At 63.8% G+C, this 25157-nt stretch carries 31 protein-coding genes; 12 read left to right on the top strand and 19 right to left on the bottom strand.

Going from position 1 to position 25157, the window contains the following annotated elements; translation table 11 throughout:
- Positions 1-19 precede the first annotated feature (19 nt).
- On the top strand, positions 20-814 hold the full coding sequence (locus C8N34_RS15270) for a class II glutamine amidotransferase (protein WP_054303636.1): 795 nt from the start codon (positions 20-22) through the stop codon (positions 812-814).
- 127 nt (positions 815-941) lie between these two features.
- Here C8N34_RS15270 and typA read toward each other — a convergent pair whose 3' ends face one another.
- The 3 genes from typA to C8N34_RS15285 form a co-directional block, all read right to left on the bottom strand.
- Positions 942-2759: a translational GTPase TypA gene (gene typA / locus C8N34_RS15275; protein ID WP_108129513.1), complete on the bottom strand. Its 1818-nt coding sequence runs from the start codon at positions 2757-2759 to the stop codon at positions 942-944.
- A gap of 88 nt (positions 2760-2847) precedes the next feature.
- A complete protein-coding gene (locus C8N34_RS15280; RefSeq protein WP_108129514.1) occupies positions 2848-3462 on the bottom strand; it encodes a YitT family protein in 615 nt (204 codons plus the stop codon).
- 88 nt (positions 3463-3550) lie between these two features.
- Positions 3551-4162 (bottom strand): YitT family protein, encoded by a 612-nt coding sequence (locus tag C8N34_RS15285; RefSeq protein WP_108129515.1) that lies wholly within the window; start codon positions 4160-4162, stop codon positions 3551-3553.
- 397 nt (positions 4163-4559) lie between these two features.
- Here C8N34_RS15285 and C8N34_RS15290 point away from each other — a divergent pair, with 397 nt between their 5' ends.
- Positions 4560-4784 carry a hypothetical protein gene (locus C8N34_RS15290; RefSeq protein WP_108129516.1) on the top strand — a complete coding sequence of 75 codons (225 nt, stop codon included), beginning with the start codon at positions 4560-4562 and terminating at the stop codon, positions 4782-4784.
- 39 nt (positions 4785-4823) lie between these two features.
- On the opposite strand, the gene C8N34_RS15295 is transcribed toward C8N34_RS15290, so the two are convergent.
- Positions 4824-6038, bottom strand: coding sequence for an NADP-dependent isocitrate dehydrogenase (locus C8N34_RS15295; RefSeq protein WP_108129517.1), 1215 nt, complete (start codon positions 6036-6038; stop codon positions 4824-4826).
- Between the two features lie 130 nt (positions 6039-6168).
- Here C8N34_RS15295 and C8N34_RS15300 point away from each other — a divergent pair, with 130 nt between their 5' ends.
- Positions 6169-6834 (top strand): hypothetical protein, encoded by a 666-nt coding sequence (locus tag C8N34_RS15300; RefSeq protein ID WP_108129518.1) that lies wholly within the window; start codon positions 6169-6171, stop codon positions 6832-6834.
- On the opposite strand, the gene C8N34_RS15305 is transcribed toward C8N34_RS15300, so the two are convergent.
- The 3 genes from C8N34_RS15305 to C8N34_RS15315 are packed head-to-tail and all read right to left on the bottom strand — an operon-like array spanning position 6835 to position 8874.
- Complete coding sequence (locus C8N34_RS15305) at positions 6835-7986, bottom strand: HD domain-containing protein (RefSeq protein WP_108129519.1); 1152 nt, start codon at positions 7984-7986, stop codon at positions 6835-6837.
- On the bottom strand, positions 7983-8213 hold the full coding sequence (locus tag C8N34_RS15310) for a hypothetical protein (protein WP_054303628.1): 231 nt from the start codon (positions 8211-8213) through the stop codon (positions 7983-7985). The genes C8N34_RS15305 and C8N34_RS15310 overlap by 4 nt, the downstream gene beginning before the upstream one ends.
- Position 8214: 1 nt before the next feature.
- Positions 8215-8874, bottom strand: a complete 660-nt coding sequence (locus C8N34_RS15315; protein ID WP_054303627.1) for an alpha/beta hydrolase — start codon at positions 8872-8874, stop codon at positions 8215-8217.
- A gap of 142 nt (positions 8875-9016) precedes the next feature.
- Here C8N34_RS15315 and iscR point away from each other — a divergent pair, with 142 nt between their 5' ends.
- Genes iscR through C8N34_RS15330 form a run of 3 tightly spaced genes read left to right on the top strand, consistent with a single transcriptional unit; the run spans position 9017 to position 11865 of the window.
- Complete coding sequence (gene iscR / locus C8N34_RS15320; protein ID WP_054303626.1) at positions 9017-9478, top strand: Fe-S cluster assembly transcriptional regulator IscR; 462 nt, start codon at positions 9017-9019, stop codon at positions 9476-9478.
- Positions 9479-11116, top strand: coding sequence for a citramalate synthase (gene cimA / locus C8N34_RS15325; protein ID WP_229825662.1), 1638 nt, complete (start codon positions 9479-9481; stop codon positions 11114-11116).
- Positions 11113-11865: a squalene/phytoene synthase family protein gene (locus tag C8N34_RS15330; RefSeq protein ID WP_108129520.1), complete on the top strand. Its 753-nt coding sequence runs from the start codon at positions 11113-11115 to the stop codon at positions 11863-11865. The genes cimA and C8N34_RS15330 overlap by 4 nt, the downstream gene beginning before the upstream one ends.
- A gap of 103 nt (positions 11866-11968) precedes the next feature.
- On the opposite strand, the gene C8N34_RS15335 is transcribed toward C8N34_RS15330, so the two are convergent.
- Together C8N34_RS15335 and C8N34_RS15340 are read right to left on the bottom strand one after the other, a co-directional pair.
- A complete protein-coding gene (locus C8N34_RS15335; protein WP_108129521.1) occupies positions 11969-12625 on the bottom strand; it encodes an alpha/beta hydrolase in 657 nt (218 codons plus the stop codon).
- Positions 12622-13251 carry a DNA-3-methyladenine glycosylase family protein gene (locus C8N34_RS15340; RefSeq protein ID WP_054303623.1) on the bottom strand — a complete coding sequence of 210 codons (630 nt, stop codon included), beginning with the start codon at positions 13249-13251 and terminating at the stop codon, positions 12622-12624. The genes C8N34_RS15335 and C8N34_RS15340 overlap by 4 nt, the downstream gene beginning before the upstream one ends.
- A 76-nt stretch (positions 13252-13327) precedes the next feature.
- On the opposite strand from C8N34_RS15340, the gene C8N34_RS15345 reads away from it, so the two are divergent.
- From C8N34_RS15345 to pgi, 5 genes are all read left to right on the top strand, one after another.
- The gene (locus C8N34_RS15345) at positions 13328-14545 is read left to right on the top strand and encodes an MFS transporter (RefSeq protein ID WP_108129522.1); all 1218 of its coding nucleotides are present in this window, start codon (positions 13328-13330) and stop codon (positions 14543-14545) included.
- A 170-nt stretch (positions 14546-14715) separates the two neighbouring features.
- A complete protein-coding gene (locus C8N34_RS15350) occupies positions 14716-15300 on the top strand; it encodes an HNH endonuclease (protein WP_108129523.1) in 585 nt (194 codons plus the stop codon).
- Between the two features lie 142 nt (positions 15301-15442).
- The gene (gene zwf / locus C8N34_RS15355) at positions 15443-16897 is read left to right on the top strand and encodes a glucose-6-phosphate dehydrogenase (RefSeq protein WP_108129524.1); all 1455 of its coding nucleotides are present in this window, start codon (positions 15443-15445) and stop codon (positions 16895-16897) included.
- Positions 16894-17565: a 6-phosphogluconolactonase gene (gene pgl, locus C8N34_RS15360; protein ID WP_108129525.1), complete on the top strand. Its 672-nt coding sequence runs from the start codon at positions 16894-16896 to the stop codon at positions 17563-17565. Before zwf ends, pgl begins: the two co-directional genes overlap by 4 nt.
- 30 nt (positions 17566-17595) lie before the next feature.
- Positions 17596-19197: a glucose-6-phosphate isomerase gene (gene pgi / locus C8N34_RS15365; RefSeq protein WP_108129526.1), complete on the top strand. Its 1602-nt coding sequence runs from the start codon at positions 17596-17598 to the stop codon at positions 19195-19197.
- 34 nt (positions 19198-19231) lie between these two features.
- Here pgi and C8N34_RS15370 read toward each other — a convergent pair whose 3' ends face one another.
- The gene (locus C8N34_RS15370) at positions 19232-19585 is read right to left on the bottom strand and encodes a RidA family protein (protein WP_054303617.1); all 354 of its coding nucleotides are present in this window, start codon (positions 19583-19585) and stop codon (positions 19232-19234) included.
- Positions 19586-19790: 205 nt separating this feature from the next.
- Between C8N34_RS15370 and C8N34_RS15375 the strand changes: the two genes are divergently transcribed.
- Positions 19791-20393 (top strand): CHAP domain-containing protein, encoded by a 603-nt coding sequence (locus C8N34_RS15375; protein WP_108129527.1) that lies wholly within the window; start codon positions 19791-19793, stop codon positions 20391-20393.
- 329 nt (positions 20394-20722) lie between these two features.
- Here C8N34_RS15375 and C8N34_RS15380 read toward each other — a convergent pair whose 3' ends face one another.
- The 9 genes from C8N34_RS15380 to C8N34_RS15415 form a co-directional block, all read right to left on the bottom strand.
- Positions 20723-21631, bottom strand: coding sequence for a tyrosine-type recombinase/integrase (locus C8N34_RS15380; RefSeq protein WP_242013801.1), 909 nt, complete (start codon positions 21629-21631; stop codon positions 20723-20725).
- 59 nt (positions 21632-21690) lie between these two features.
- Entirely contained in the window at positions 21691-21972 is a 282-nt protein-coding gene (locus tag C8N34_RS15385; protein WP_108129529.1) for a helix-turn-helix domain-containing protein, read from the bottom strand.
- Positions 21969-22688 (bottom strand): hypothetical protein, encoded by a 720-nt coding sequence (locus C8N34_RS15390; RefSeq protein ID WP_108129530.1) that lies wholly within the window; start codon positions 22686-22688, stop codon positions 21969-21971. The genes C8N34_RS15385 and C8N34_RS15390 overlap by 4 nt, the downstream gene beginning before the upstream one ends.
- On the bottom strand, positions 22681-22968 hold the full coding sequence (locus C8N34_RS15395; protein WP_108129531.1) for a hypothetical protein: 288 nt from the start codon (positions 22966-22968) through the stop codon (positions 22681-22683). The genes C8N34_RS15390 and C8N34_RS15395 overlap by 8 nt, the downstream gene beginning before the upstream one ends.
- Before the next feature lie 15 nt (positions 22969-22983).
- The gene (locus C8N34_RS26400) at positions 22984-23160 is read right to left on the bottom strand and encodes a hypothetical protein (protein ID WP_158640694.1); all 177 of its coding nucleotides are present in this window, start codon (positions 23158-23160) and stop codon (positions 22984-22986) included.
- Positions 23161-23222: 62 nt separating this feature from the next.
- Positions 23223-23477, bottom strand: coding sequence for an Acb2/Tad1 domain-containing protein (locus C8N34_RS15400; protein WP_108129532.1), 255 nt, complete (start codon positions 23475-23477; stop codon positions 23223-23225).
- An 81-nt stretch (positions 23478-23558) separates the two neighbouring features.
- Entirely contained in the window at positions 23559-24419 is an 861-nt protein-coding gene (locus C8N34_RS15405; RefSeq protein ID WP_108129533.1) for a DUF2303 family protein, read from the bottom strand.
- 26 nt (positions 24420-24445) lie between these two features.
- The gene (locus tag C8N34_RS15410; RefSeq protein WP_242013800.1) at positions 24446-24814 is read right to left on the bottom strand and encodes a hypothetical protein; all 369 of its coding nucleotides are present in this window, start codon (positions 24812-24814) and stop codon (positions 24446-24448) included.
- A 29-nt stretch (positions 24815-24843) separates the two neighbouring features.
- On the bottom strand, positions 24844-25041 hold the full coding sequence (locus C8N34_RS15415; protein WP_108129534.1) for a hypothetical protein: 198 nt from the start codon (positions 25039-25041) through the stop codon (positions 24844-24846).
- Between the last annotated feature and the right edge of the window lie 116 nt (positions 25042-25157).

A 25157-nucleotide genomic window follows, 5' to 3' on the forward strand; every position in this document is an offset into this window, starting at 1 on the left:
GGCCGCAGGAGTGATGTGAATGTGCCGTTGGGCCGCCTATATTGGCGCACCGATCTTTCTGGAAGATATCGTCAGCCGCCCCGGCCATTCCCTGATCCACCAAAGCCAGTGCGCCACCGAATGCCGCACCGCGATCAATGCCGACGGGTTTGGCATCGCCTGGTATGGCGACCGGCCTGAGCCGGGGCTTTACCGCGATGTCATGCCGGCCTGGAGTGACCCAAATCTGCGCAGCCTTGTGGCGACGGTGAAATCCGGCCTTTTCCTCGCCCATGTCCGCGCGTCAACCGGCACCGCAACCAGCCGCAACAATTGCCACCCTTTCACCTGGGGGCGATGGAGCTTCATGCACAACGGGCAGGTCGGCGGCTATGACAATTTCCGTCGCCATGCCGAAATGCTGATCCCCGATACGCTTTACCCGGCACGCAAAGGTGCGACCGACAGCGAGGCCTTGTTCCTCGCGGCCGTGGCGGAGGGACTGGAAGAAGATCCGCGTGGTGCGATGGAACGCGCGGCGGCAGCTTTTATCCGGCTGGCCCGTGAAAAGGGCGATGCCCCGCATTTGCGCCTGACCGTCGCAATGTCCGATGGCCAGCGGCTCTATGCCATGCGCTATGCCACTGACGAACAGGCGCCCAGCCTCTATCACCGCTGGTCCCCGACACGGGGGGGCCGTGCCGTGGTGTCCGAGCCGCTGGAACGCGGCGAACAGGACTGGCTCGAAATCCCGGAGGCCAGCTTCTGTACCTTTGAAGGCGATGGCCTCACGGTCGAACCGTTCCTCCCCTGCCGACTGGCCGCAGCCGCATGAAAAAAGGGGGGCATTGCCCCCCTCGGCTTCGCCTCACCCCCCAGAGTATTTGGACAAGGAGCAAGATGATTTGCTTCTTGCCTGAAATACTCCGGGGGAGCGCCGCATGCGCGGGGGCAGAGCCCCCTTATTCGGCGCGGGCCTGGCGCTTGCGCTCGTGCGGGTCCAGTTCGCGTTTGCGAAGGCGCACGATCTTCGGCGTGACCTCGACCAGTTCGTCATCGTCGATATAGGCAATAGCTTCTTCCAGCGACATGCGGACCGGCGGTGTCAGGCGCACGGCTTCGTCGGTGCCGGAGGCGCGGACGTTGGTCAGCTTCTTGCCTTTCAGCGGGTTCACTTCCAGATCGTTGTCGCGCGAATGTTCACCGATCAGCATGCCGACATAGACGGCTTCCTGCGCGCCGATGAACATCTTGCCGCGTTCCTCGAGGTTCCACAGTGCATAGGCGACCGAGGTGCCGTTCTCCATCGAGATCAGCACACCCTGACGGCGGCCCTGGATCGGACCCTTGTGCGGCGCCCAGTCGTGGAAGATGCGGTTCAGCACGCCGGTGCCGCGTGTATCGGTCAGGAACTGGCCGTGATAGCCGATCAGACCGCGCGAGGGGACGTGGGCCACGATCCGGGTCTTGCCGACGCCTGCCGGCTTCATCTCGACCAGATCGCCCTTGCGCTCGCCCGTCAGCTTGTCGATCACGGCGCCGGAATATTCGTCATCCACATCGACGATGACCTCCTCGATCGGTTCGAGGCGCTGGCCGCCTTCCTCGCGGAAGATCACGCGCGGGCGCGAGATCGACAGTTCGAACCCTTCGCGGCGCATATTCTCGATCAGCACACCCATCTGAAGTTCGCCGCGGCCCGAGACGATGAAGGCCTCGCCGCCGGGGGTGTCCTCGATGCGGATCGCGACGTTGGTTTCGGCCTCTTTCATCAGCCGTTCGCGGATGACGCGCGACTGCACCTTGTTACCGTCGCGGCCTGCCAGTGGGCTGTCATTGATGCCGAACGTCACCGAGATGGTGGGCGGGTCGATAGGCTGGGCGGGCAGGGCGGTATCGACCGACAGATCGCAGAGCGTATCGGCCACGGTTGCCTTGGTCATGCCGGCGATGGTGACGATGTCACCTGCCACCGCCTCGTCGATGGGTTGCTGGCCGAGGCCGCGGAAAGCGAGGATCTTGGTGACGCGGAACTGTTCGATCCGCTCGCCCGTGCGGGTCAGCGCCTTCAGCGAAGCACCGACTTTCAGCGTGCCTGCCTCGACCCGGCCGGTCAGGATACGGCCGATGAACGGGTCGGCCGACAGGGTGGTGGCGAGCATCTGGAACGGCTCACCCGCCTTGGCGAGCTGTTTCGGCGCCGGAACGTGGCGCACGACTAGTTCGAACAGCGCGGTCAGATCCTTGCGCGGGCCGTCAAGGCTGTCATCGGCCCAGCCAGCGCGGCCCGAGGCATAGAGATGCGGAAAGTCGAGTTGTTCGTCGCTGGCGCCGAGGTTGGCAAAGAGGTCGAACACTTCGTTCAGCGCACGGTCGGGTTCGGCATCGGGTTTATCGACCTTGTTCAGCACCACGATGGGGCGCAGGCCGAGGGCGAGTGCCTTGGATGTCACGAATTTGGTCTGCGGCATCGGGCCTTCGGCGGCATCGACCAGCAGCACCACACCATCCACCATGTTCAGGATGCGTTCGACTTCGCCGCCGAAATCGGCGTGACCGGGGGTGTCGACGATGTTGATGCGGTTGCCATTCCATTCGACCGAGGTGGCCTTGGCCAGAATGGTGATCCCGCGCTCACGCTCGATATCGTTGCTGTCCATGGCGCGTTCGCTGACGGCCTGATTCTCGCGGAAAGCGCCGGACTGTTTCAGCAATTCGTCCACGAGGGTCGTCTTGCCATGGTCAACGTGCGCGATGATCGCGATGTTGCGAAGCTCCATCGGAGGGGTCTCTTTCACAGAATGGGTTTGGGGGCGCCTTACAGGAGGTCAGGCGGAAACGCCAGTGAAACCTGTGCAAAAGGCCGGTTCAGGTGACGATATACCAGTCGCGGCGATGGTTCATGGCCACGATGAAATTCAGAATGGCCGCGCCGAGCGCCGACCACAGCACCCTGTCGAGGGGCAGGACAGTGAGAGCAATGAGGAACAGGGTGACGTCGAACCCCAGCTGGACCCAGCCCGCGCGAAGGCCCAGCCGATCTTGCAGGATCAGCGCCACGATGGACACGCCGCCAAGGCTGGAGGCGTGCCGGAACAGGCCCAGCAGGCCGACACCCGCGACCACGCCAAACAGGATCGCGGCGACGGCGGGATGAATGCCGGGAAGCGGCAGCCATGTTACAAGCGCGCTGGCCAGAAGCGAGACGGCGGTGACGGTCACGAAGCTCTTCAGGGCAAAGACTGCGCCGCGCCGCATCCAGGCGAAGGCATAGAAGGGCAGGTTGACGGCGAAGAAGGTCAGACCGAAGTTCCACCCTGTCGCATAAGACAGCAACAGCGCGACCCCGGCGGTGCCGCCTGTGATCAAGCCGGCTGCACGCAGCAGGTGGATACCCAGAGCCGCCTGTATGGCGGCGGCGGTCAAGCCCTGGGCATCTTCCAGCAGCGAGTGGCGTGGGGTGAATTGAAGGTCAGTATTCATGACCTAAATATGCCGCATCGCAGCGAAATGAGCAGCGCGCATTCTGCAAGGCTGCTCTGTGTGCCGTGCAGGGCCAGGCCCGCGGGAGTCAGGCGACGATATAGCGGTCGCGGCGGTGATTGATTGCGATGACCAGATTGACCACCACCGCACCCATGAAGCTGAGCGCGACCGTCGGCACATCCCGCAGGCAGAGGGCGATAGTGAACAACAGCGCATCAAAACCCAGCTGCACCCAGCCCGCGCGAAACCCCCAGCGATCCTGGATCATCAGGCCAAGAATTCCGATTCCGCCAAGGCTCGCCCCGTGGCGGAACAGTGCCAGCAGCGCCGAACCGGAGGCCAGGCCGAACAGCACCGCGCCGAAAACCGGGTTCAGATGCTCAAAGCCGATCCAGCCGGGCATGACCATGCTCAGCCCCGACAGGGAGGCAACGGCGAGGAAGGTCTTGATCGTGAAGGCCGGACCCATACGCAGCCAGCCCAGCAGATAGAAGGGCAGGTTGATTGCAAAGAACACCGGGCCGAACCCCCAGCCGGTCGCGTAAGAGATCAGCACCGCAAGCCCCGCCGTTTGCCCGGTGACAAGGCCCAGATGCGTCAGGATCACGATGCCGAAGGAAGCCATGACGGTACCATAGGCAATCCCTTGGGCATCCTCGATCATCGAATGGCGGCTGACCTTGGCGGTCTGGGTCATTGGGCGCTCCTGTATCGGCGCTGTTGCGCTGAAGCCACGTCAGCAGTGCAGAACGGCCACGTCGGGCGAATTCCTTTGCCCCGGACGGGGCTGCCGTGCAAGCAGGGTCGCATCCGGCAATTCAGACAGGGAGGGCGGATCATGGCTTACAACGCATACGCCCTTTCGACCGGCGTGAACTCGGCAGCAGCCATTGCCCGAGCTTCGCAGCGAACCCGCGTCTTGGCCCGAGCCTGACCGCAGTTCACCGGCCCCATGTGGCCAACCGTCTGAACCCCTGACCGGACTTCTTTCACAAAGCGCGCGTGACGGGCCATTGGCCGTGATGTCGCACCTCTGTCCGGTCATTTTCAACCTAACAGCAGAGGCCGGTTGCGTGATCCGCACCGGAAATCCCATGACCAAAGATGAAAGCCTTCCGGCAATCCATGCCCTGATCCACAGCCTTGGTGCGCGCCGCGTGTTCATCGCCGCCGCGCTGGCGCTGCTGCGCCCCGCACCCCGGCGGCCACTGGCGGCGCAGTTCCAGGATCTTGATGACCGCATGCGCCGTGACATCGGCCTGCCGCCAAAAGCGGCCTCGCCCCCGATGCCGCTGGGGATGCAGCATACGCTGTGGTGAAACGAGAAGGGGCGGCCCGAAGGCCGCCCCGCTCCGGCGTCAGCCCGCCAGAGCCTTGTTGAGGTATTCGTCCACCTTTTCGAGGTAGCCCATGGTGGTGAGCCACTTCTGGTCGGGGCCGACCAGCAGCGCCAGATCCTTGGTCATCCAGCCGTCTTCGACGGTCTGCACGCAGACCTTTTCCAGCGTGGTGGCGAAGTTGGCCAGCGCCTCATTGCCATCCAGTTTCGCGCGGTGCTTCAGGCCGCCGGTCCAGGCGAAGATCGACGCGATGGAGTTGGTCGAGGTTTCCTTGCCCGCCTGATGCTGACGGTAGTGACGGGTCACGGTGCCGTGCGCGGCTTCCGCCTCGACCGTCTTGCCATCGGGCGTCATCAGCACCGAGGTCATCAGGCCCAGCGAACCGAAACCCTGCGCCACGGTATCCGACTGCACGTCGCCGTCATAGTTCTTGCAGGCCCAGATATAGCCACCCGACCATTTCAGCGCCGAAGCCACCATGTCGTCGATCAGGCGGTGTTCGTAATGGATGCCAGCGGCCTTGAACTTGTCTTCAAACTCTTCGGCATAGACCTTGGCGAACAGATCCTTGAAGCGGCCGTCATAGGCCTTGAGGATGGTGTTCTTGGTCGACAGATAGACCGGCCAGCCCTTCATGAGGCCATAGTTCATCGAGGACCGGGCGAAGTCGATGATCGACTGGTCGAGGTTGTACATCCCCATGGCCACACCGGCGGCGGGGGCGTCGAACACATCACGTTCGATCACGGTGCCGTCTTCGCCCACGAATTTCATCGTGAGCTTGCCCTTGCCCGGGAACAGGAAGTCGGTGGCGCGATACTGGTCGCCAAAGGCGTGACGGCCGACGACGATCGGCTGGGTCCAGCCCGGAACCAGACGCGGCACGTTCTTGCAGATGATCGGCTCGCGGAAGATCACGCCGCCGAGGATATTGCGGATGGTGCCGTTCGGCGACTTCCACATCTGTTTCAGGCCGAATTCCTCGACCCGCTGTTCATCGGGGGTGATGGTGGCGCATTTCACCGCCACGCCGACTTCCTTGGTCTTCAGCGCGGAATCGATGGTGATCTGGTCATTGGTGCGGTCACGTTCTTCGATGCCGAGATCGTAATAGAGCAGGTCGACATCCAGATAGGGCAGGATCAGCTTCTTCTTGATGAAATCCCAGATGATCCGGGTCATTTCATCGCCGTCCATCTCGACGATGGGGTTCGCCACCTTGATCTTGGTCATGCGCCTGGCCTTTTCAGGTTGAGGATTCGGATGGAGGCTGCATAAAGGAAAAACTGCGGCAAGGGAAGCCCGGTATGCAATTGCATACCAAAATGCGCCGATGGGTCGGTGCCGCAACGGGGAGTGGGCAGTGAAACGGTTCTGGCTGGCGGGTGTCGTGGCAGCAATCCTGTTCGGGATGCCTGTGCAGGCGGGTCTGTTGCCCAGCCGAGAGGGTATGACCGAGGTTGCGCCGGGTCTCTGGATCGACCGCGCGGCGAAACCGGCGGCGATTGCCCGAATCCGGCGGGATATTGCCGCGGCCGAAAAGGTGGTCGGCAAGGCGCTGGGGGGCGTGGCGCGCCCGGAATGGCTGGTGTGCACCACGCGGGCCTGCGACCGGCGGAACAATTATACCACGCGGGGTATGACCTATGGCTACAGCCTCATCACCGTGAATTCGAAGGGCGCGAAGTCGGCGGGGGTGTTCAGTCACGAGCTGACCCATGCCACGCTGCACAGCGCCATTCCGCCCTTGGGCCTGTTGACCGGCGCCTTGCCGATCTGGTTCGACGAGGGCGCGGCGGTGCTGATTTCGGGCGAGCCCGCGCAGGCAGCCGATGCGGCGGCCTGTGCGGGGCGGCAGGTGCCGCTGCCGCGAAATCACCGCGAGTTTTCCCGCCGATCCGGGGTGAAGGGCGAAGGGGCGCTGGCGCTTTATGTGGCGTCCACCTGCGCAGTGCGCGGCTGGCTGGCGCAGGGGAACACCCTGCGCGACATGCTGCCGCAGATGCAACAGAAGGGGAGGCTGCCCTGATCAGGTGCCAAAGAACGGCGCTGCCTGCGCCCGCACCCAAGGCCAGAGAGCGGGCGCCCCGCGCGCGACTTTCACACCCACGCGGGATTCAAGCTGCGTGGCGGTGACCTGATAGGTGATCCACGTCCCGCCGCCCGACATCAGGTTCGCCATCACCGGCTGCACCCGGTCAAGGCTTTTGGCGAAAACGGCATCGGGGCTCTCAGCCGCCTCAAACTCTTCCCACAGGGCGCGCAGATGGGTGCCGGTGGCGACGGGCAGCAGGCCGAACAGCCGGTCCGCAGCGGCGGCTTCGGCGGCCTGTGTCTGGGTCGAGCCATGCGCCTTGCCATCCGCCGAATGAATCGGCACATCGCCCACGTCGATTTCCACCAGATCGTGCAGGATCAGCATTCGCATCACCCGCGCAATATCGACTGCGGGCGCCGCCTGATCGGCCAGCACCAGCGCATAAAGCGCCAGATGCCAGCTGTGTTCGCCCGAAGTTTCGCAGCGCGAGCCACCCACCAGCGTGGTGGCGCGGGTCACCGATTTCAGCCGGTCCGCCTCGGCCAGAAAGGCCAGCCGTGCGCGCAGGTCGGGGCCTGCGGTGCCCGGACCACCCGCCAGAAGGTCAACCGCATGGGTGTAGAACTCCGGCCATTCCTGCCGGAACCGTGCGGCGCGGCCGGTGGCAAGATTGTCGCGCACGACATCCAGATGATCGGCGGGCGGGCAGGGCGACATCAGCACCTGCAGCAGCGGCTGCGCATGATCCAGCCGCTTGGCCAGGCGCGCGGCGGGTGTCGTGCCCGCCTCGAATTCATCCCAAAGGGCGCGCAATGGTGCGGCCAGATCGGGCGGCGCATGGCCAAAAATCCGGTCTGCCGCCGCTGCCTCGGCTTGTGCGACCTTATCGGGGTTGTCGATCAGATGAATGGGATGGTCGCCGCAATAGACCTCGGGCAGATCATGCAGCACCAGCATGGCCAGCGCCCGGTCAAGCTCGGGCAGACCATGGCCCAGCACCAGCGCCCAAAGCGCCAGATGCCAGCTATGTTCGGCGCTGTTCTCCGCCCGGCTGCCATCCATCAGCACATTGGCGCGGTCCACCGATTTCAGGCCATCGGCGGCATTCAGAAAGGCGAACTGCGCGGTCAGCCGGTCGGTCACCCGGCGGCTCCCTTGCGATGGGCGCCAAGGCGGCGGTTGAGGTAGTCGCGCGCCCGGCGTTCGGCCAGACGCACGCGCACAGCGGTCATGAACGCCTCTTCCATCGAAGGCGAGACGGTGGCGAGCATCTTGGCGACATCGAGATAGAAACGCTCCTGCTCCATCTCGTCCTGTGCGGCCAGAACGTCGCGGGCAAGGGCGTCGGCCAGATCCTCGGTCACGCCCATGTCAGCGGCTGCCTTCCCCCAGACGGCGGGTCACATAGCTGGACACCGTGTCGATCATGGGCTTCATATGCGCCTCTTCATTGCTGAAGAAGTGATCCGCGCCCTCGATCTGTTCGTGGGTGATGGTGATGCCCTTCTGCTCGTGCAGCTTGTTCACGAGGCTCACGGTATCCTTCGGCGGTGCCACGCGGTCGGCGGTGCCATTGATGATGAGACCCGAGGACGGGCAGGGCGCGAGGAAGCTGAAATCATACATGTTCGCCGGCGGCGCCACGCTGATGAAGCCGGTGATCTCTGGCCGCCGCATCAGAAGCTGCATGCCGATCCAGGCGCCGAAGCTGAAGCCGGCGACCCAGCAATGCTTGGCGTTCTGGTTCATGCTTTGCAGGTAATCCAGCGCCGAGGCGGCGTCCGACAGCTCGCCAATGCCCTGATCATACTCGCCCTGGCTGCGCCCCACGCCGCGGAAGTTGAACCGCAGCACGGTGAAGCCCATGTTGTAGAAGGCGTAATGAAGGTTGTAGACTACCTTGTTGTTCATCGTGCCGCCGAATTGCGGGTGCGGATGCAGGACGATGGCAATCGGGGCGTCGCGTTCCTTTTGCGGGTGGTAACGGCCTTCAAGACGGCCTTCCGGGCCGGCAAAGATCACTTCGGGCATTTCGTCGCCTTTACTGTCGTCCGCCCTTCGGAGATTGCGCAATCCGGGCGGTTCCATTAAGTCCCGTCGGGCAAGGCCCCGGGGGTTCAGGTGAGTTAAGCGCCCCTGCCGGTGGCGTCAATGGATTTGGGGGAAGCGGGCGATGAAACTGTCGACGAAAGGCCGCTATGCCATGGTGGCTCTGGCCGATCTGGCGCTGGCGAAACCCGAGGATCTGGTGTCGCTGGCCGAGATTTCGAAGCGTCAGGATATTTCGCTGCCCTATCTGGAACAGCTTTTCGTCAAGCTGCGCCGTGCCGGTCTGGTGGAGGCGGTGCGCGGCCCCGGCGGCGGCTACCGCCTGTCGCGAAGCCCCTCGGACATCCGCGTGTCCGAGGTGATGGAGGCGGTCGAGGAAACCGTGAACGCCATGCACACCGGGGCCGGGGCCTCGGGCGGTGTGTCGGGGTCGCGGGCGCAATCGCTGACCAACCGGCTGTGGGAGGGTCTTTCGGCGCATGTCTATGTGTTCCTGCACCAGACCCGCCTGTCGGATGTGATCCGCAACGAGATGCGCCCGTGCCCTGCCGTGCCCGCGATCTTCCGCGTGGTCGATGAAGACTGAATGACCGAAAGCCAGCCTGTCATGCGCGAGCATCTTTACCTGTTCGACACCACCCTGCGCGATGGCCAGCAGACGCAGGGCGTGCAATTCTCGCTGTCGGAAAAACAGCAGATCGCCCGCGCGCTGGATGCGCTGGGGGTGGATTACATCGAGGGCGGCTGGCCTGGCGCCAACCCGACCGACAGTGATTTCTTCCGCGACCGTCCGCAAACCCGCGCCACCTTCACCGCCTTCGGCATGACGAAACGCGCAGGTCGCTCGGCCGAGAATGACGATGTGCTGGCGGCGGTACTGGATGCGGAAACCCCTGCGGTCTGTCTGGTCGGCAAAACCCATGACTTCCATGTCACCACCGCGCTCGGCATCACCCTGTCCGAGAATGTGGAGAATATCCGCGCCTCCGTGGCCCATGTGGTCACGAAGGGGCGGGAGGCGCTGTTTGATGCCGAACATTTCTTCGACGGCTACAAGGCCAACCCGGATTATGCGCTGGACTGTCTGAAAGCCGCGTTCGGGGCGGGGGCGCGCTGGATCGTGCTTTGCGATACCAACGGCGGCACATTGCCCGAAGAAGTGGGCACCATCACCCGCGCCGTGATCGCGGCTGGCATTCCGGGCGACCGGCTGGGCATCCATTGCCATGACGATACCGGCAATGCGGTGGCCAATTCGCTGGCTGCCGTGCTGGCGGGCGCGCGGCAGGTGCAGGGCACGCTGAACGGCCTGGGCGAGCGCTGCGGCAATGCCAACCTCACCACGCTGATCCCGACGCTGATGCTGAAGGCGCCGTTCCGTGACAGGCTGGACACCGGCGTCAGCGACGCGGCACTTGCGGGGCTGGTCAAGACCTCGCGCATGCTCGACGATATCCTGAACCGGGTACCCCTGCGCAGCGCCCCTTATGTCGGCGCTTCGGCCTTTGCCCACAAGGCGGGGCTGCATGCCAGCGCCATCGTGAAAGACCCCACGACCTACGAACATATCGACCCTGCGCTGGTAGGGAACGAGCGGCTGATCCCGATGTCCAATCAGGCCGGGCAATCGAACCTGCGCGCCCGGCTGGCGGCGGCGGGGATCGAGGTTGCGCCGAACGACCCGCGCCTTGCCCTGATCCTCGACAAGATCAAGACCCGCGAGGACGAGGGATACGCCTATGACGGCGCGCAGGCGAGTTTCGAGCTGCTGGCGCGGCGCGAACTGGGCCTCTGCCCTGAATTCTTCGAGGTGAAACGCTACCGTGTCACTGTCGAGCGGCGGAAGAACAAATACGACCGCATGGTTTCCCTGTCGGAAGCGGTGGTGGTGGTGAAGATCGACGGTCACAAGATGCTGTCCGTCTCGGAAAGCATGGATGAGGCTGGCACCGACCGCGGCCCGGTCAACGCGCTTTACAAGGCGCTGGCCAAGGATCTGGGACCGTATCAGGCCTGTATCGACGACATGAAGCTGGTGGACTTCAAGGTCCGCATCACCCAGGGCGGCACCGAGGCGGTCACGCGTGTCATCATCGACAGCGAGGATGGTCAGGGTCGGCGCTGGTCTACCGTGGGTGTCAGCCCGAATATCGTGGACGCGAGCTTCGAGGCGCTGCTCGATGCGATCCAGTGGAAGCTGATCCGCGATCAGGGCGCCGCATGAGCGAGGCCTGCGCCGAAATCGTGCAGCGCGCCGACCCGGAGCGTTTCGCCGCATTGATGGCTGCGCCGGTGGCGGATCGCCCGGCGCTGGCGGTGCTCTACGCCTTCAATGCCGAGGTTGCGCGTGCGCCCTGGGCGAGCAAAGAGCCGATGATCGCCGAAATGCGCCTGCAATGGTGGCGCGATGCGGTCGAGGCCGCAGCGGCAGGTGGCGGGCAGCCGCATGAGGTCATGACCCCGCTGGGAAATATGATCCGTGACAAAGGCTTGCCGGTCGAAGCTCTGGACGGGATGGTCGCCGCACGTCAATGGGATGTCTGGCGCGAACCACATGCCGATGCCGCCGCGCTGTGGCGGTATCTTGAGGAAACTGGCGGGGCTTTGCTGTGGCTCGCGGCGAAAGCTCTGGGCGCGCCGGACCGGGCGGAGCCCGCAGCGCGCAGTCTGGGCGCTGCGCAGGCCCTGGCCAATTACCTGCGCGCGGTGCCCCAGCTTGAAACGCTGGGACGCATTCCGCTGGTTGACGGGACGCCTGCTGGCGTCGCAGCGCTGGCCCGCGAAGGGCTTGCGCGCCTCGATACAGTGCGCGGCCCTATCCCACGCGGTGCGGCACTGGCCGCCTTCCTGACGCGGCCAGTTCTTGCGTTTGCCGCACAGGAACCCGCACGGGTGGCGGATGGCTCCCTGGATCTGTCCGAGTTCACGCGCCGCAAACGTCTTCTTTGGCAAAGCCTTACCGGGCGTTTCTAACTTCCGGCGGCAAGCTTGCGGCGCTGTCGGATGCCTCCGGCGGGAGTATTTTTTCAAGAAGCAAGACCGGGTGCGCCTTGCTTCTTGCCCAAATACTCAAATCTCAGCCGGGCAGCTTGTCATGCAGGAAGGACAGGGCGACTTGCAGCCCGTCGGGGGCAATGCCGTGACCAGTGCCTTTCATGACATGGCCATAAACTTCGAACCCGGCCGAGACCAGAGCGTCGCCGGCGCGGCCCATATCCTCGAACGGCACGACCTCGTCGGCATCGCCGTGGATCAGCAGGATTGGCGGCTTCACCTGCGCTTCAGCGCCGAGCAGTTCCGGCACCAGCAGGCGGCCCGAGAAACCGACAACGCCCGCCATGGCGCTGTCGCGGCGCGGAGCCAGATGCAGGCTCATCATCGTGCCTTGCGAAAATCCAACCAGGGCAAGGGCTTCGATGCCGATCTTCTCTTCCGCCAGCTTCGCGTCGATGAAAGAATTCAGCTTTTCAAGCGAGACGGCCATGGAGGCCTGCGCCGCTTCTTCCGAAGATCCGTCCAGCCACGGGATCGGGAACCACTGATAGCCGAAAGGGTTGCCGACGCAGGGTTCGGGAGCGTTGGGGCTGTAGAACACGGTATCGGGCAGATGCGGCGCCAGCGGGTCGGCGAGACCCAGCAGGTCATCGCCGTCGGCGCCATAGCCATGGACGAAGATCACCATGGATTTCGCCTTGCCCGATTGCGGCGCCTTGCGTTTCGATTGCAGCATCATCTGATCCCTTCGCGGTCCTTTGCCACACGGTAGTAGGCCCAGAGCAGCCGCGCTGCAACCGCCCGCCACGGTGACCATTCGGCGGCGATCACGCGCATCTCACGTTCATTGGGGCGCTTTTCGAGATTGAACAGCAGCCGCGCCGCCTCCTGCAAGGCGAGGTCGTTATGAGCGAATACATCGGCGCGGCCGAGGCTGAACATAGCGTAGATTTCAGCGGTCCACCGGCCAATCCCTGGCAGTTCAACAAGTTGCGTGATGATCCTGTCATCCGGCATCGCCCGCAGCGCCGGGAAATCCAGCCCCGAATCCGCAAGCGCCCGCGCATAGCGCAGTTTCGGGCGGGAGAGACCGCAACCGCGCAGGTCTTCGTCGCAGGCCGTCTGCACTGCTTCGGGGGTGGTGAAGCCCGCCGCCTCCATCCGGCCCCAGATGGCGCGGGCGGAGGCGACCGAAACCTGCTGGCTGACGATGGCGGACAGGAGTTCGGCAAAGCCCTCGGGGCGTCGGCGCAGCGGCAGATCGCCGGTCAGAGCATGTGCCTCGGCGAATCTGCGGTCATGGCGGCTCAGCCAGTCCATGCCCTCGGCAATATCTGCCGGTCCCTCAATGATACGTCCGACCATGGTTCCCCCGATTTGCCGCAGGTTAGGGGCGCGCTTGCCCCTTGCGCAAGGGCGCACGGGCGGATTAGCTGCCGCCATGAGCGTGACATCCCTTCCGAATGACAGCATCGCCCGCCGCAACATGTGGGTTCTCGTGGCCGCGCAGGCGGTTCTGGGCGCCCAGATGCCGGTGATCTTTACAATCGGCGGGCTGGCGGGCAGCCAGCTGGCGGGCAACCCGTGCTGGGCCACATTGCCGATCTCGCTGACCGTCATCGGGTCCATGCTCTGGGCACAGCCGCTGTCGGCGGTGATGCAGCGCTGGGGGCGGCGCGTCGGTTTCGTGCTGGGCGCGCTGGCCGGGGCGGCCGGGGCGGCGGTGGCTGCCTACGGGCTGTATATCGGATCATTCGCTGTGTTTTCGGCGGCGAGCCTGCTGACCGGCGGCTATATGTCGGCGCAGGGTTTTTACCGTTTCGCGGCAGCCGATGCGGCGTCAGAGGCGTTCCGGCCCAAGGCGATTTCCGGGGTGATGGCGGGGGGGCTGGCCTCGGCCATCTTCGGGCCGCAGCTGGTGAAGCTGACCTCGCAGGCCATGGTCGTGCCGTTCCTTGGCAGCTATCTGACGGTGATCGTACTGAACCTCGTAGGGCTGTTCCTGTTCGGGGCGCTGAAAAGCACCCGTCCGGCGGTGCGCGGGGCCGGGGCAGCAGCGGGGCGCACACGGCGCGAGCTGCTGCGCGATCCGGCGATTATCGTCGCCATGGTCTGCGCCACCGTCAGCTATGCGCTGATGAACCTGGTGATGACCTCTTCGCCGCTGGCGGTGGTGGGCTGCGGCTTCGAAACCTCGGATGCGGCGAATATCGTGTCTGCCCATGTGCTTGCCATGTATGCGCCATCTTTCGTGACCGGCCATATCATCGCGCGCCTCGGGGTGGAGAAGGTGATTGCGCTTGGTCTGCTGATCCTTGCCGGATCGGGGGCGGTGGCCATGTCCGGGGTGAACCTTGAGAACTTCTATATCGCGCTGGTCCTTCTGGGGATTGGCTGGAACTTCGGCTTCATCGGCGCCACCAGCATGCTGGCGGGGCATCACGCCGCGGCAGAGCGCGGCACCATGCAGGGGCTGAACGATTTCGTGGTTTTCGGCGGGGTGTCGATGGCCTCCTTCGCCTCGGGCGGATTGATGAACTGCTCGGGCGGTTCGGTGCAGGCGGGCTGGTCGGCGGTCAACATGGCGATGCTGCCCTTCCTCGTTCTGGCCGGCGGCGCGCTGATCTGGTTTGCGCTGCGCCCGAAAGAGACGCGCTGAGCCGGACATCTGCCGCTTTCGTCATCACGACGTTACAGGGCCCTGCCAGAACCATGCCCGACACTATGGGGCTTGCCTGTCGCCGGACGCGATATATAGTTTCTCCTGTCGGGGCGGACTCCCCGCCCTGACTGCCGGGACGGCAGGCGGGACGATGGCGGAGTCGATGAATGGACGGTGATTTCAGAACCAGTTTCGTGCGGGAACCCGTGGCGTTGCGGCATTACCCTGCGCTTGTGCTGAATGCCGATTATCGCCCCTTGTCCTATTATCCGCTCAGCCTCTGGCCCTGGCAGGAAACCATCAAGGCGGTTTGTCTGGACCGGGTGCAGATCCTCGCCGAATATGATGCGGTGGTGCACAGTCAGAGGGCCGAGTTCCGCATCCCCTCGGTCGTCGTGCTGAAAGAATTCGTCAAACCCCAGAAGCGCGTGGCTTTCACGCGCTTCAATCTTTTTCTGAGGGATGAATTCAAATGCCAGTACTGCGGATCGAAGGGCGATCTGACGTTTGACCATGTGCTGCCACGGTCCAAGGGGGGCATTACGAGCTGGGAAAATGTGGTTGCCGCCTGCTCGCCCTGCAATCTGAAGAAGGGCAACAAGACGCTGAAACAGGTCGGCATGCGCCTGATGCGCAAACCCGTGCCGCCGAGCGCGGAAGAGATGCAGGCCCACGGCCGGCGCTTCCCGCCGAACCATCTGCATGAAAGCTGGATGGATTATCTGTACTGGGATGCCGAGCTGGAGGCCTGAGCAGCTTCTTGCGATGAAAGCGCCACGCCATTCCGCTTTCCCGCAGCGAGTGCTAGACTTGCGGATGCGAAGCGGCTAAAAGGCGGATCGTTAGCGCTAACATACTTGCGGCGCAGCGCCGCAAAGCTGCGAGGAGAGGCCCATGGTTTCACGCGTCATCCCGGTCGAAACGTTCGACCTCGTGATTTTCGGAGCCACCGGCGATCTGGCGCGCCGCAAGATCCTTCCCGGCCTCTATCGCCGCTATCTGGCAGGACAGGTGCCCGCAGACAGCCGGATCATCGGCGCCGCGCGGTCCGCGATGGACAGGGCCGGGTTTCAGGCGCTGGTGCGTGAGGCGATCGAGGAGTTTGTGGCCGGTGACAAGCTGGACCCGGCTGCCATTGCAGAGTTTCTGAGCCGTCTGGACTATGTGGCCATTGATGCCAAAGGGGAAGACGGCTGGCCCGCGCTGGCCGCGCTGATGCGGCAGGGTGCGGTGCGCGCCTTCTATTTCTCGGTCGCGCCCGCGCTGTTCGGCGATCTGGCGGAGCGTCTGCATCTGCATGGCATCGCCGATGCCGACAGCCGCATCGTGGTGGAAAAACCCTTCGGCCGCGATCTTGCCACCGCCCGCGCGCTGAACGAGACTCTGGCCACGCATTTTGCAGAGCATCAGATTTACCGCATCGACCATTATCTTGGCAAAGAAACGGTGCAGAATCTGATGGCAGTGCGGTTTGCCAATATCCTGTTCGAGCCGCTGTGGAACAGCCAGTTCGTTGATCATGTGCAGATCACCGTGGCCGAGACCGTGGGTGTTGAAGGCCGCGGCGCCTATTACGACAAGTCCGGCGCCATGCGCGATATGGTGCAGAACCATATGATGCAACTGCTTTGCCTGATTGCGATGGAGCCGCCGTTCCACTTTGACCCTGATACTGTTCGGGATGAAAAGCTGAAGGTTATCCGTGCTTTGCAGCCCGTTCCTGCCGAGGATATCGTGCGTGGGCAATATCTGGCCACAGGCGGCGCACCCGGCTATCTGGACGATGCGGAAAACCCGGACAGTCTGACGGAAAGCTATATCGCGCTGAAAGTTCAGGTGGCGAACTGGCGCTGGAAGGGCACGCCATTCTATCTGCGTACCGGCAAGAAGCTGCGTGCGCGGGCCTCTGAAATCGCGATCACCTTCAAGGAGCCCCCGCATTCGATTTTTGACGATGCCTCGGGCTGGCGCGAGAATGTGCTGGTGATCCGGCTGCAACCGAATGAGGGCATGAACCTCAAGGTGATGATTAAAGAGCCGGGCCCGGGCGGCATGCGTCTGACGCAGGTGCCGCTGGACATGAGCTTTACCGAGGCTTTCGGGGAAGAGGGCACTGACATGCCCGACGCCTATGAACGGCTGATCATGGATGTGATCCGCGGCAATCAGACCCTGTTCATGCGCGGCGACGAAGTGGAGGCCGCCTGGGCCTGGACCGATCCGATCATCCAGGGTTGGGAAGCACGCGGCGACCGGCCAAAGGGCTATGACGCGGGAGCCTCGGGGCCGGAAGATGCGTTGATGCTGATGCACCGCGACGGGCGGCGCTGGCGGGAGATCAAGGCATGAACTTCGTTGAATACCCTGACCGTGAACTGATGATGCTGGCGCTGGCCGACAAGCTGGCGGGTGAACTGGCGGATTTTCTGCGCCGCGAGGACCGCGCCTCGTTCTGTGTGCCGGGTGGCACCACGCCGGGGCCGATTTTCGACACTCTGTCAGGGGTCGATCTGGACTGGGACAAGGTGTCGGTCTTTCTGAACGACGAACGCTGGGTGCCGGAAGACAGCCCACGCTCCAACACCCGGCTGTTGCGGGAAAGGCTGTTGCGCGGCAAGGCTTTGCGAGCCAATCTTGTGCCGCTTTATCAACCTGCGCCGCAGCCCGAGGATTTTCTTGCGGATCTGGAGGCGCAGCTTGCGCCGCATCTGCCAATCTCGGTCCTTCTTCTGGGCATGGGGGCGGATATGCACACTGCCAGCCTGTTTCCGGGCGCTGATCGTCTGGCCGAGGCGCTGGCCCCGGATGCGCCCGTACTGCTGCCGATGCGTGCCGAAGCGGCAGGTGAGCCGCGGATCACCCTCACGGCGCCGGTTCTGGCAGGGGCCATGCATATCCATATCCTGATCACCGGCGCGGAAAAGCGCGCAGCGGTGGAGCGTGCGGCGGGCATGGACCCCCTTGAGGCTCCGGTCGCGGCGGTGTTGAAGAATGCGACGGTCCATTGGGCCGAGTGACCCGGCGGATTCAGCCAAGAGGATCTTTTGATGACCACGAAATTTGACGCGCTTCTGGCCCATCGCAGCCGGACCGCTGCGACCACGATCAGCGACCTCATGTCGTCGAAGGATCGGGCACAGGCATTTTCGGCGCGGCGCGGCGAAATGCTGTTTGATTTCTCCAAGACACAGATCGACGCAGAAGCCTTTGATCTTCTGGTGAAACTTGCCGAAGGGGCAGGGGTTTCCGACAGGCGCGAGGCCATGTTCTCAGGGGCGAAGATCAACGAGACCGAGGGGCGTGCCGTTCTCCATACCGCGCTGCGCAACCTCTCTGGCAGCGTCCTTGTCGACGGGCTGGATGTCATGCCCGAAGTCCGCGCGATCCATGCCCGCTGCGAAGCATTCGCCCGCGATGTGCGCGAAGGCCACTTCACCGGCCAGGGCGGGCGCATCACAGATGTCGTCAATATCGGAATTGGCGGTTCGGACCTTGGCCCGGCCATGGCCTGTCTGGCGCTGTCCCCCTATGCCGACGGGCCGCGGTGCCATTTCGTGTCAAACGTCGATGGCGCGCATATTGCAGATACGCTGAAGCACCTGAACCCCGAAACCACGCTGGTCATCGTGGCCTCCAAGACCTTCACCACGATTGAAACCATGACCAACGCCAATACGGCAAAGGCATGGATGGCGGAAAAGGTCACAAATCCTGCCGCGCAGTTCGTCGCCGTGTCGACGGCCGGTGATAAGACGGCAGCATATGGCATTGATCCTGCGCGTGTTTTCGGTTTCGAAGACTGGGTAGGCGGCCGCTATTCCATGTGGGGGCCAATCGGTCTGTCGCTGATGATCGCCATTGGTCCCGAGGATTTCACTGAATTTCTGCGCGGCGGTGCCGATATGGACACGCATTACCGCGAGGCGCCCTTTGCCGAGAACCTGCCGGTTCTGCTGGCTCTGGTCGGGATCTGGCACAACCAGATCTGCGGTCATGCCACCCGCGCCGTGCTGCCCTACGACCAGCGTCTTGGCCGTCTGCCCGCCTACCTCCAACAGCTGGAAATGGAATCGAACGGCAAGAGGGTCAGCATGGATGGCATTGATCTGCCTTACGAATCCGGCCCGGTGGTCTGGGGAGAGCCGGGGACCAACGGCCAGCACGCCTTCTACCAGCTGATCCATCAGGGCACCCGTGTCGTGCCTTGTGAATTCATCGTGGCGCGAGAGGGTCACGAACCTGCTTTGGCGCATCAGCATCTGTTGCTGGTTGCAAATTGCCTTGCGCAATCCGAGGCGCTGATGCGAGGCCGCAGTCTGGAAGAAGCCCGTGCCATCATGGCGAAGAAGGGTCTGACCGGGGCGGAACTGGAGCGTCAGGCGCGGCACCGCGTCTTTCCGGGCAACCGGCCATCCACTACGCTGGCGATCCCGAAGCTTACGCCCTTCACCCTGGGTCAGATCATCGCGCTTTACGAACACCGCGTGTTTGTCGAGGGCGTGATTCTGGGCATCAACAGCTATGACCAATGGGGGGTCGAATTGGGCAAGGAACTGGCGCTGGCGCTGCAACCGATCCTTGAGGGGCGCGAAAGCGCCGAGGGCAAGGACAGTTCGACCCGGCAACTGGTCGCCTATCTGCGCAGCTAGGAAAAAGAGGGCCGCTCTGGCCCCCCTTCACATCTCACTTCAGTGCGGCGGTCACGATGACCTCGACCCGGTATTCCGGCGCGGCCAGCTTGGCCTCGCCAGTGGCGCGGGCGGGCGTATGGCCCTGTGGCACCCAGGAATCCCAGACCGCGTTCATTTCGGCAAAATCCGCCATGTCGGCCAGCCAGATCTGGGTCGACAGGATGCGGGTCTTGTCGGTGCCCGCTTCGGCGAGGATACGGTCGACCTCGGCGAGACAGGTGCGGGTCTGATCTGCCACGCTGTCACCGGGGTTGCCAACCTGACCGGCCAGCCAGACGATGCCATTGTAGCAGACGCCTTCGCTCATCCGGGCGCCGGTGCCGATGCGTTTGATATCGGTATTCATGCGAGCCTCCTGTGGAACTACAGGCGTCGTGCTAGCCGTTGAACCGGGGAAAGGAAAGCCCGTTCCCGACAGGCTCTGCACCGGGCAGGACACGGGCCGGGACGGGGACAGTGGCGGATATCTGCTCAGCGGAAATTCTCGCAGTTGCGGCATTGGCGGCCGCTGTGCCAAACGGAAGCCGCACCGAAACAATAGACCGTTGACCATGATCCGCCCCCTCAGCGCCGCGCTTCTGGCCCTCAGCCTGATCGTTCCCCCGACTGCCAGTTTTGCCGAACGGCATGAGCCAGCCATCAAGGCCAGCAATGCCCGTGTCAGCACCTCAAACGGTCCGAAGAAGCAAAGCCGCACGGCGCTGCACAAGGCCGCGAAAGAAACCGACCAGCGACGGGCCGAACTGAAGTCTGCCGTCGCGGCGGCGAAGGCGTCGCTGAAGCCCGTGCGTGGCCGTATCTGGTGCGTGCCCTTCGCCCGCGCTGTCACCGGGATCGAGATTCGTGGCAATGCCCGTACCTGGTGGAATCAGGCCGCTGGCAAGTATCAGCGCGGCTCGGAGCCGAAAATCGGTGCGGTGATGAATTTTAGCGGCAGCCGGAAAATGCCGATGGGGCATGTGGCGGTGGTCTCGAATGTCGTCGACAGTCGCCGCGTTCTGGTGGATCAGGCGAACTGGGAACGAAACCGCATCACCCAGGACACGCTGGTGGTCGATGTCTCCGCCCGCAACGACTGGTCGCAGGTGCGCGTCGCCAATCCCAACGGCACCCTCGGCCGCGTCAATCCGGTTTACGGTTTCATCTACCGCTGATCGCTGAATGCCTGTCAGGCCGCAGGGCCTGTGCAGGGGTCACATCGCCAGAGCCAGCCACCCGCTAAGAAGCCCCAGCATCGCGCCGATCATCAGGAACGGCAGGGGTTGGGGTGTTGCTTTGGCCATGACTTTTGCTTGCCGCGACATATCCATTCTCCCACTTCTTTCGCAGGATCAACGCGCCGGACGCATTCGGGTTCCGACGCATTGCAAAATGCAGCGCATTGGACCGTGCCAGGGATGGAGCGCGAAACAGGATATTGGAGCGGGTGAAGGGAATCGAACCCTCGTCATCAGCTTGGGAAGAAAATCGCGCTTCAATGAAATCAATGGCTTGCGCGTGACTTCGGGGATTTCTTCGGGACTTGTCCGGTGACGGAATAGCTGTCCAGCGCGTCCCGCATATCATCGTCCAGAACATGCGCATAGCGCATCGTCGTCTCGATCTGCGTGTGGCCGAGAAGCTTGCTTACCAGCTTCAGGTTGCCGGTCTGGCGCAAGAGTCGGGTGGCGAAGGTGTGCCGCAGATCGTGGAACCGGAAGTCTTCGATTTCCGCTGCGACACAGGCCGCGCGAAACACCTCCATGATGCCGCCGCCCTGGGTGATGCGCCAGCGCGGCTGTCCCTTGGCCTTGTGATTGATGTAGGTCAGCACGAAGCGGGCATGGGGCAGGGTGTCGGCGCGCGGAAGCGATGACAGGAACGCCCGCAACTCGCTGTTGATCGGGAAGAAGCGGGTGCGCTGCCCCTTCTGCACGATCTTGATGCGGCCGGTGTCCAGATCGACCGCGGGCCATTGCATTTCCACCAGCTCGGCCAGTCGCAGGCCGGTCGCCAGCGCCATGGTCGCCAGCGGGTGCAAATCCGGACGCAGTTCATTGAACAGCCGCGCCTGTTCGTCGCGTGTCAGTTCGCGGACACGCTCTTCAGCCTCGGCCACCTGAGCGGATTTCAGGTCCACATCTGCCGGCAGGGTCGCCTTGTGCACGCGGGCCATGTGCCGCATCGCGCGGCCGAGCAATTGCAGTTCCCGGTTCACAGTGCCATTCGCGCAGGTCGCGCGGCGGGTGGTGACGTAGCGCTGCACCTCGGCCATGGTCAGATCGGCAAGGGCCATCTTCGGCTTCAGGATCGACAGCAGCGCCTTGGTCTGTGACAAGGTGGTGCGGGCCGAGGGCTGGTGTTCGGCGATGTCAGCGTAATAGGTGCCCAAGGCCTCGGACAAGGTGAACACGCCGGGCTGCACGGCCTTCCGGTCGAGGCTGTCCCGCGCAGTGACGCGGGCCTTTGCCTCTACCGCTTTGGCCTCTTCGAAGTCCGCCGTGCTGCAAGATCCATGAAATCGACAACCCCTGATCTGGAAGTCATAGTGCCAGAAGCGCGAATTTTTGGGGCGGAATGGCATGTGGTCTTGGCCTCAATGAATGCGTCCAGATCGTCCTGCCGGTAGCGGATCGTGCCAGCCCGCAGCCGCACGAACTTTAGCCCTTCATCCCGCATGCGGCGCAAGGTCTTTGTCGAGACTGTCAGGATCTTGGCCGCTTCGACCGGCGTCAACAGGGTCGGCGTGGTCATGCGGACCTCCTGATTTCTTCGGTCGCATATCCGCCCCATTGCTCCGCCATCGCTGCGGCGATGCCGGGGAAGAACCGCGCACGATCTGCGGCGCGATCTTCGCTCGGGGTAGCCTCATGAATTTCCGGGCGGGCAGTTGACCCGTCCAATGTGCCGGTGCGCGTCAGCTGCGGCAGGCCGCGCAGCCACAGGCAAATTCGCTTCTTCACGTTGTCGGGGCCGTCTTCGGTCGTTCCGAAGTGCCAAGGCTGGACGCTCTGCGCATGCGGCTGAAATCCGATGATCCGCTGTTTCGCGTGGCGGTGCATCACCGGGTTCTCGACTGCGATCCGGTCAATCGGTGCATTCCAGCACGCCGAAAACAGGGCGGCGCCATCTTCAAGGCTGCGCCACATGAAAACCAGCCGCTCGGCCTCGTCCATCTGCGCATATGCCTCGCGCTCGGCCCGGCTGTAGTTGCTGGTCAGCTTGCCCGGAGGGCTTTTCAGCCACCGCACGCCACTGTTTGCAAGTCTGGTGCAGGGTGGGTGCATCACCGCCAGCAGATCCCAGTCCATGTGCAGGTAGTCGCGCACGTCCCCTACAAAATGCCGGTTGCTGCCGTCCTCGGCGGGCTTCAGGTCAACCGACCAAGCATCGTGCCCAAGCGCAGAAAACGCCCGGCGGACCATGCCGCTGCATTCACAGCCGATCAGGACGCGGAGAGGGTCAGGCATGCCGCGCCTCCCCATCGCACTCCGCGTGATGCGCTTCTACAAGCTCGATCACAGCTGGAAATCCACCAAGCGCGTCGGCCGCATCCTCTGCGCTGCCCTTGTCAAACACCATGTTTCTGGCGAGCAGTGTCCGCAGTCTTGCCGCCTCGGCAACCGTCGCGCGCAACTCGCCAAGCGGCACAAGCACGGTGAGGCTGTCATCGCAGATCGCGCGTTCGGCCACGCGGCAGCGGAGGTTTGCCGCGAGGGCGGTGTGGTCTGTGGTGTGGGTGTCAGGCATGGGTGGCCTCGCGGGTTACTTGGACTGGTTGAAAATGCCGGCCGCGAGCGCCGCCAGTAGGACACCATCGCCGTGGCGCGGGTTCGCAAGGATCGGCCTCGCCTTGGCGTCAAACCGTGCCTTCTGGGCCAGCTTCGCATTCAGCTTTTCCTGGCGCTTTCGCGCGGCCGGGCGGGCGTTCTTTCTGGGCATGATGGCCTATCTCCTATCTGGCCCTCTGGATGCCGCCCGGCGTGCGGGCGGTCACCGGAAGGTCAGGCGGTGATATGGCGGACGGCGCGCATCACTGCGTCCTCGGCGTGGGTCTGGGCCAATGCCAGATCGCGGGATGCGAGACGGTCACCCGCCGGGTCCGTCCCGCCAATCTCGTGCAGCTTGCCGATGAAGGCTGCGCCCATATCCTTGACATCCTGCATTTGCGCCTTCTCGGCATCGGTCAGGGTCCGATAGGTGTGCCGCACGGCATTGTTGGCGGTGCGCTGATCGCTTGTGCTGTCGATGGTGTTCATTGGCAATCCTCGTTTGCGTTCCCGGTGCCGCCGGGTCGGTTTGCCTGGATGCCGCCCGGCGTGCGGGCGGTCACCGGAAGGTCAGGTGGCCTTGCGACCCATGATCCACGGCAGGCCGGTTTCTTCGGCAGCGGTGCTGGCGATCTGTGCGAAGTGGGCGCGGCGCTGGTATTCAACGCGATGCCACTGGAAACCGAGGGCGACGGCCCCGCCGCCCACTGCGCGCCAGCGGAACAGGGCGGTGAGCGTGTCGGGTTCTTCACCGTTGTAGATCGGGATGTTCAGCGTGAACCGCTCGGGGATGATCACATCGTTCATCACCTTGGTTTCGCTTTCGAAGCGCAGCTTGCGGTCTCCATTGTCCAGCCGCACGCTGGACTTGTAGCTTTGGCCCACCGTCGCCTCGAAATCGCGGCTGATTTCCACCATGGTCGCGGCCTCGGGATAGCCGACGTCGCTGCTGTTCTCTTCGAGGAACCGCGCGAATTCCTCCTGCGGGTGCACCTTGCCCTCCATCGCATCCCAGCGCTGGAATTCCTCGGACGCGCGCAGCTTCAGCGTGACCGAGTGTTTCAGCGCGCCGCTTTGGCCGAAGCTGTCGGGCATGGCGTTGTGCGGGTGCCAGTCGAGATGCGCCGCGATTTCCAGCGCGTCGAAGTCGGCCACGATAATCGAGCGATCATCGCGGAAGCGGTTGGCATAGGTCACAAGGCTGGCACGGTCATCCACGATGACGCGCTGCGCCGGGATCGCCGGCAGGCGGGTGTCGTCGGGCAGTTGCGACAGGTTGAAGTCGCGCGGGACAAAGACATGCCGGCGCCCGTCGGGGCCGTCGATCACGGGATCGGCGAGGCGCGCGGCGCGGATCGCGGCCTCAAGTTCCTCGCCTGCGCTGATCACGGGCAGCGCAGGCGAGGCAGTGGTTTCAATCTTCTGTGCCATTTGAGGCGTCCTTTCTGGGTGAAAAATCAGGTATCGCTGCCGCGCCGCCGCTCGATTTCATCCTCGATGTCGAGTTGGTTGGGATCGCGCCGGGTCAGGCGACCGTCATCGGTGGCGTAGTAAATGCCGGTGCCGATGGCGCGCTGCGGGCGCTTGATCGACAGGTCGGGCGTGATTTCCAGCTGGCCTGCCTTGTTGACCTTGAAGTTGAACTTCAGGGTTAGGCTGCCGCCCTGGCCGGTTTCGCGGATCGCCTCCATCAACTCGGTCAGACGGCCATCGCCTGCGGCCAGCAATTCGCCGCGCCGAAAGGTCTGGAGGAATTCGAGGAAGTTCAGTTCGTGGCGCAACATTGCGGCGGCTCCGATCTGGGGGTGGGGTTTCAGCGCGTGCATCGCGGGCTCTCCGGTTGGTGGCGGTTCGATCACATCCCCCCGCGTTCGGTGGCCTGATCCAGCACGGCGGGCATGCCAATCGCGTTGGCGATGGCGGTGCGGGCGATTACCAGCGCGCCGCCGGTCATGGTCAGCACCAGCGCGACGGTCGCCGCGAAATGCAGGATCTGCGACCACTGGTCGGCGCGGGCGGCGGCGGTGTTCAAATGGATTTGAGGCGCTTTCATGGGCTTGCCTTCGGTGATGTGGAGGGGTTCGGGATGGGGGCGGCGCGCCGCCCCGCACCGGAGCCTCTCAGGCGACCGCCGGGCGGGCGGTGCGGAGCGGGTCTGGCAGGTTGATC

Origin of the sequence: Gemmobacter caeni (genome assembly GCF_003054195.1) — a bacterium.
Classification (GTDB): Bacteria; Pseudomonadota; Alphaproteobacteria; order Rhodobacterales; family Rhodobacteraceae; genus Gemmobacter; species Gemmobacter caeni.

What these genes read in the sequence shown, in the direction of transcription:
- C8N34_RS26400 (WP_158640694.1), bottom strand. Translation starts at nt 23,160, where the DNA reads ATGCCCAGAAAGAACGCCCGCCCGGCCGCGCGAAAGCGCCAGGAAAAG.
- C8N34_RS15350 (WP_108129523.1), top strand. Translation starts at nt 14,716, where the DNA reads ATGGACGGTGATTTCAGAACCAGTTTCGTGCGGGAACCCGTGGCGTTG.
- pgl (WP_108129525.1), top strand. Translation starts at nt 16,894, where the DNA reads ATGAACTTCGTTGAATACCCTGACCGTGAACTGATGATGCTGGCGCTG.
- cimA (WP_229825662.1), top strand. Translation starts at nt 9,479, where the DNA reads ATGACCGAAAGCCAGCCTGTCATGCGCGAGCATCTTTACCTGTTCGAC.
- C8N34_RS15340 (WP_054303623.1), bottom strand. Translation starts at nt 13,251, where the DNA reads ATGGTCGGACGTATCATTGAGGGACCGGCAGATATTGCCGAGGGCATG.
- typA (WP_108129513.1), bottom strand. Translation starts at nt 2,759, where the DNA reads ATGGAGCTTCGCAACATCGCGATCATCGCGCACGTTGACCATGGCAAG.
- C8N34_RS15405 (WP_108129533.1), bottom strand. Translation starts at nt 24,419, where the DNA reads ATGGCACAGAAGATTGAAACCACTGCCTCGCCTGCGCTGCCCGTGATC.
- C8N34_RS15345 (WP_108129522.1), top strand. Translation starts at nt 13,328, where the DNA reads ATGAGCGTGACATCCCTTCCGAATGACAGCATCGCCCGCCGCAACATG.
- C8N34_RS15390 (WP_108129530.1), bottom strand. Translation starts at nt 22,688, where the DNA reads ATGCCTGACCCTCTCCGCGTCCTGATCGGCTGTGAATGCAGCGGCATG.
- C8N34_RS15400 (WP_108129532.1), bottom strand. Translation starts at nt 23,477, where the DNA reads ATGAACACCATCGACAGCACAAGCGATCAGCGCACCGCCAACAATGCC.
- C8N34_RS15330 (WP_108129520.1), top strand. Translation starts at nt 11,113, where the DNA reads ATGAGCGAGGCCTGCGCCGAAATCGTGCAGCGCGCCGACCCGGAGCGT.
- C8N34_RS15280 (WP_108129514.1), bottom strand. Translation starts at nt 3,462, where the DNA reads ATGAATACTGACCTTCAATTCACCCCACGCCACTCGCTGCTGGAAGAT.
- C8N34_RS15295 (WP_108129517.1), bottom strand. Translation starts at nt 6,038, where the DNA reads ATGACCAAGATCAAGGTGGCGAACCCCATCGTCGAGATGGACGGCGAT.
- C8N34_RS15410 (WP_242013800.1), bottom strand. Translation starts at nt 24,814, where the DNA reads ATGCACGCGCTGAAACCCCACCCCCAGATCGGAGCCGCCGCAATGTTG.
- C8N34_RS15395 (WP_108129531.1), bottom strand. Translation starts at nt 22,968, where the DNA reads ATGCCTGACACCCACACCACAGACCACACCGCCCTCGCGGCAAACCTC.
- C8N34_RS15285 (WP_108129515.1), bottom strand. Translation starts at nt 4,162, where the DNA reads ATGACCCAGACCGCCAAGGTCAGCCGCCATTCGATGATCGAGGATGCC.
- C8N34_RS15315 (WP_054303627.1), bottom strand. Translation starts at nt 8,874, where the DNA reads ATGCCCGAAGTGATCTTTGCCGGCCCGGAAGGCCGTCTTGAAGGCCGT.
- C8N34_RS15310 (WP_054303628.1), bottom strand. Translation starts at nt 8,213, where the DNA reads ATGGGCGTGACCGAGGATCTGGCCGACGCCCTTGCCCGCGACGTTCTG.
- C8N34_RS15375 (WP_108129527.1), top strand. Translation starts at nt 19,791, where the DNA reads ATGATCCGCCCCCTCAGCGCCGCGCTTCTGGCCCTCAGCCTGATCGTT.
- C8N34_RS15385 (WP_108129529.1), bottom strand. Translation starts at nt 21,972, where the DNA reads ATGACCACGCCGACCCTGTTGACGCCGGTCGAAGCGGCCAAGATCCTG.
- C8N34_RS15290 (WP_108129516.1), top strand. Translation starts at nt 4,560, where the DNA reads ATGACCAAAGATGAAAGCCTTCCGGCAATCCATGCCCTGATCCACAGC.
- C8N34_RS15335 (WP_108129521.1), bottom strand. Translation starts at nt 12,625, where the DNA reads ATGATGCTGCAATCGAAACGCAAGGCGCCGCAATCGGGCAAGGCGAAA.
- pgi (WP_108129526.1), top strand. Translation starts at nt 17,596, where the DNA reads ATGACCACGAAATTTGACGCGCTTCTGGCCCATCGCAGCCGGACCGCT.
- C8N34_RS15270 (WP_054303636.1), top strand. Translation starts at nt 20, where the DNA reads ATGTGCCGTTGGGCCGCCTATATTGGCGCACCGATCTTTCTGGAAGAT.
- zwf (WP_108129524.1), top strand. Translation starts at nt 15,443, where the DNA reads ATGGTTTCACGCGTCATCCCGGTCGAAACGTTCGACCTCGTGATTTTC.
- C8N34_RS15415 (WP_108129534.1), bottom strand. Translation starts at nt 25,041, where the DNA reads ATGAAAGCGCCTCAAATCCATTTGAACACCGCCGCCGCCCGCGCCGAC.
- iscR (WP_054303626.1), top strand. Translation starts at nt 9,017, where the DNA reads ATGAAACTGTCGACGAAAGGCCGCTATGCCATGGTGGCTCTGGCCGAT.
- C8N34_RS15370 (WP_054303617.1), bottom strand. Translation starts at nt 19,585, where the DNA reads ATGAATACCGATATCAAACGCATCGGCACCGGCGCCCGGATGAGCGAA.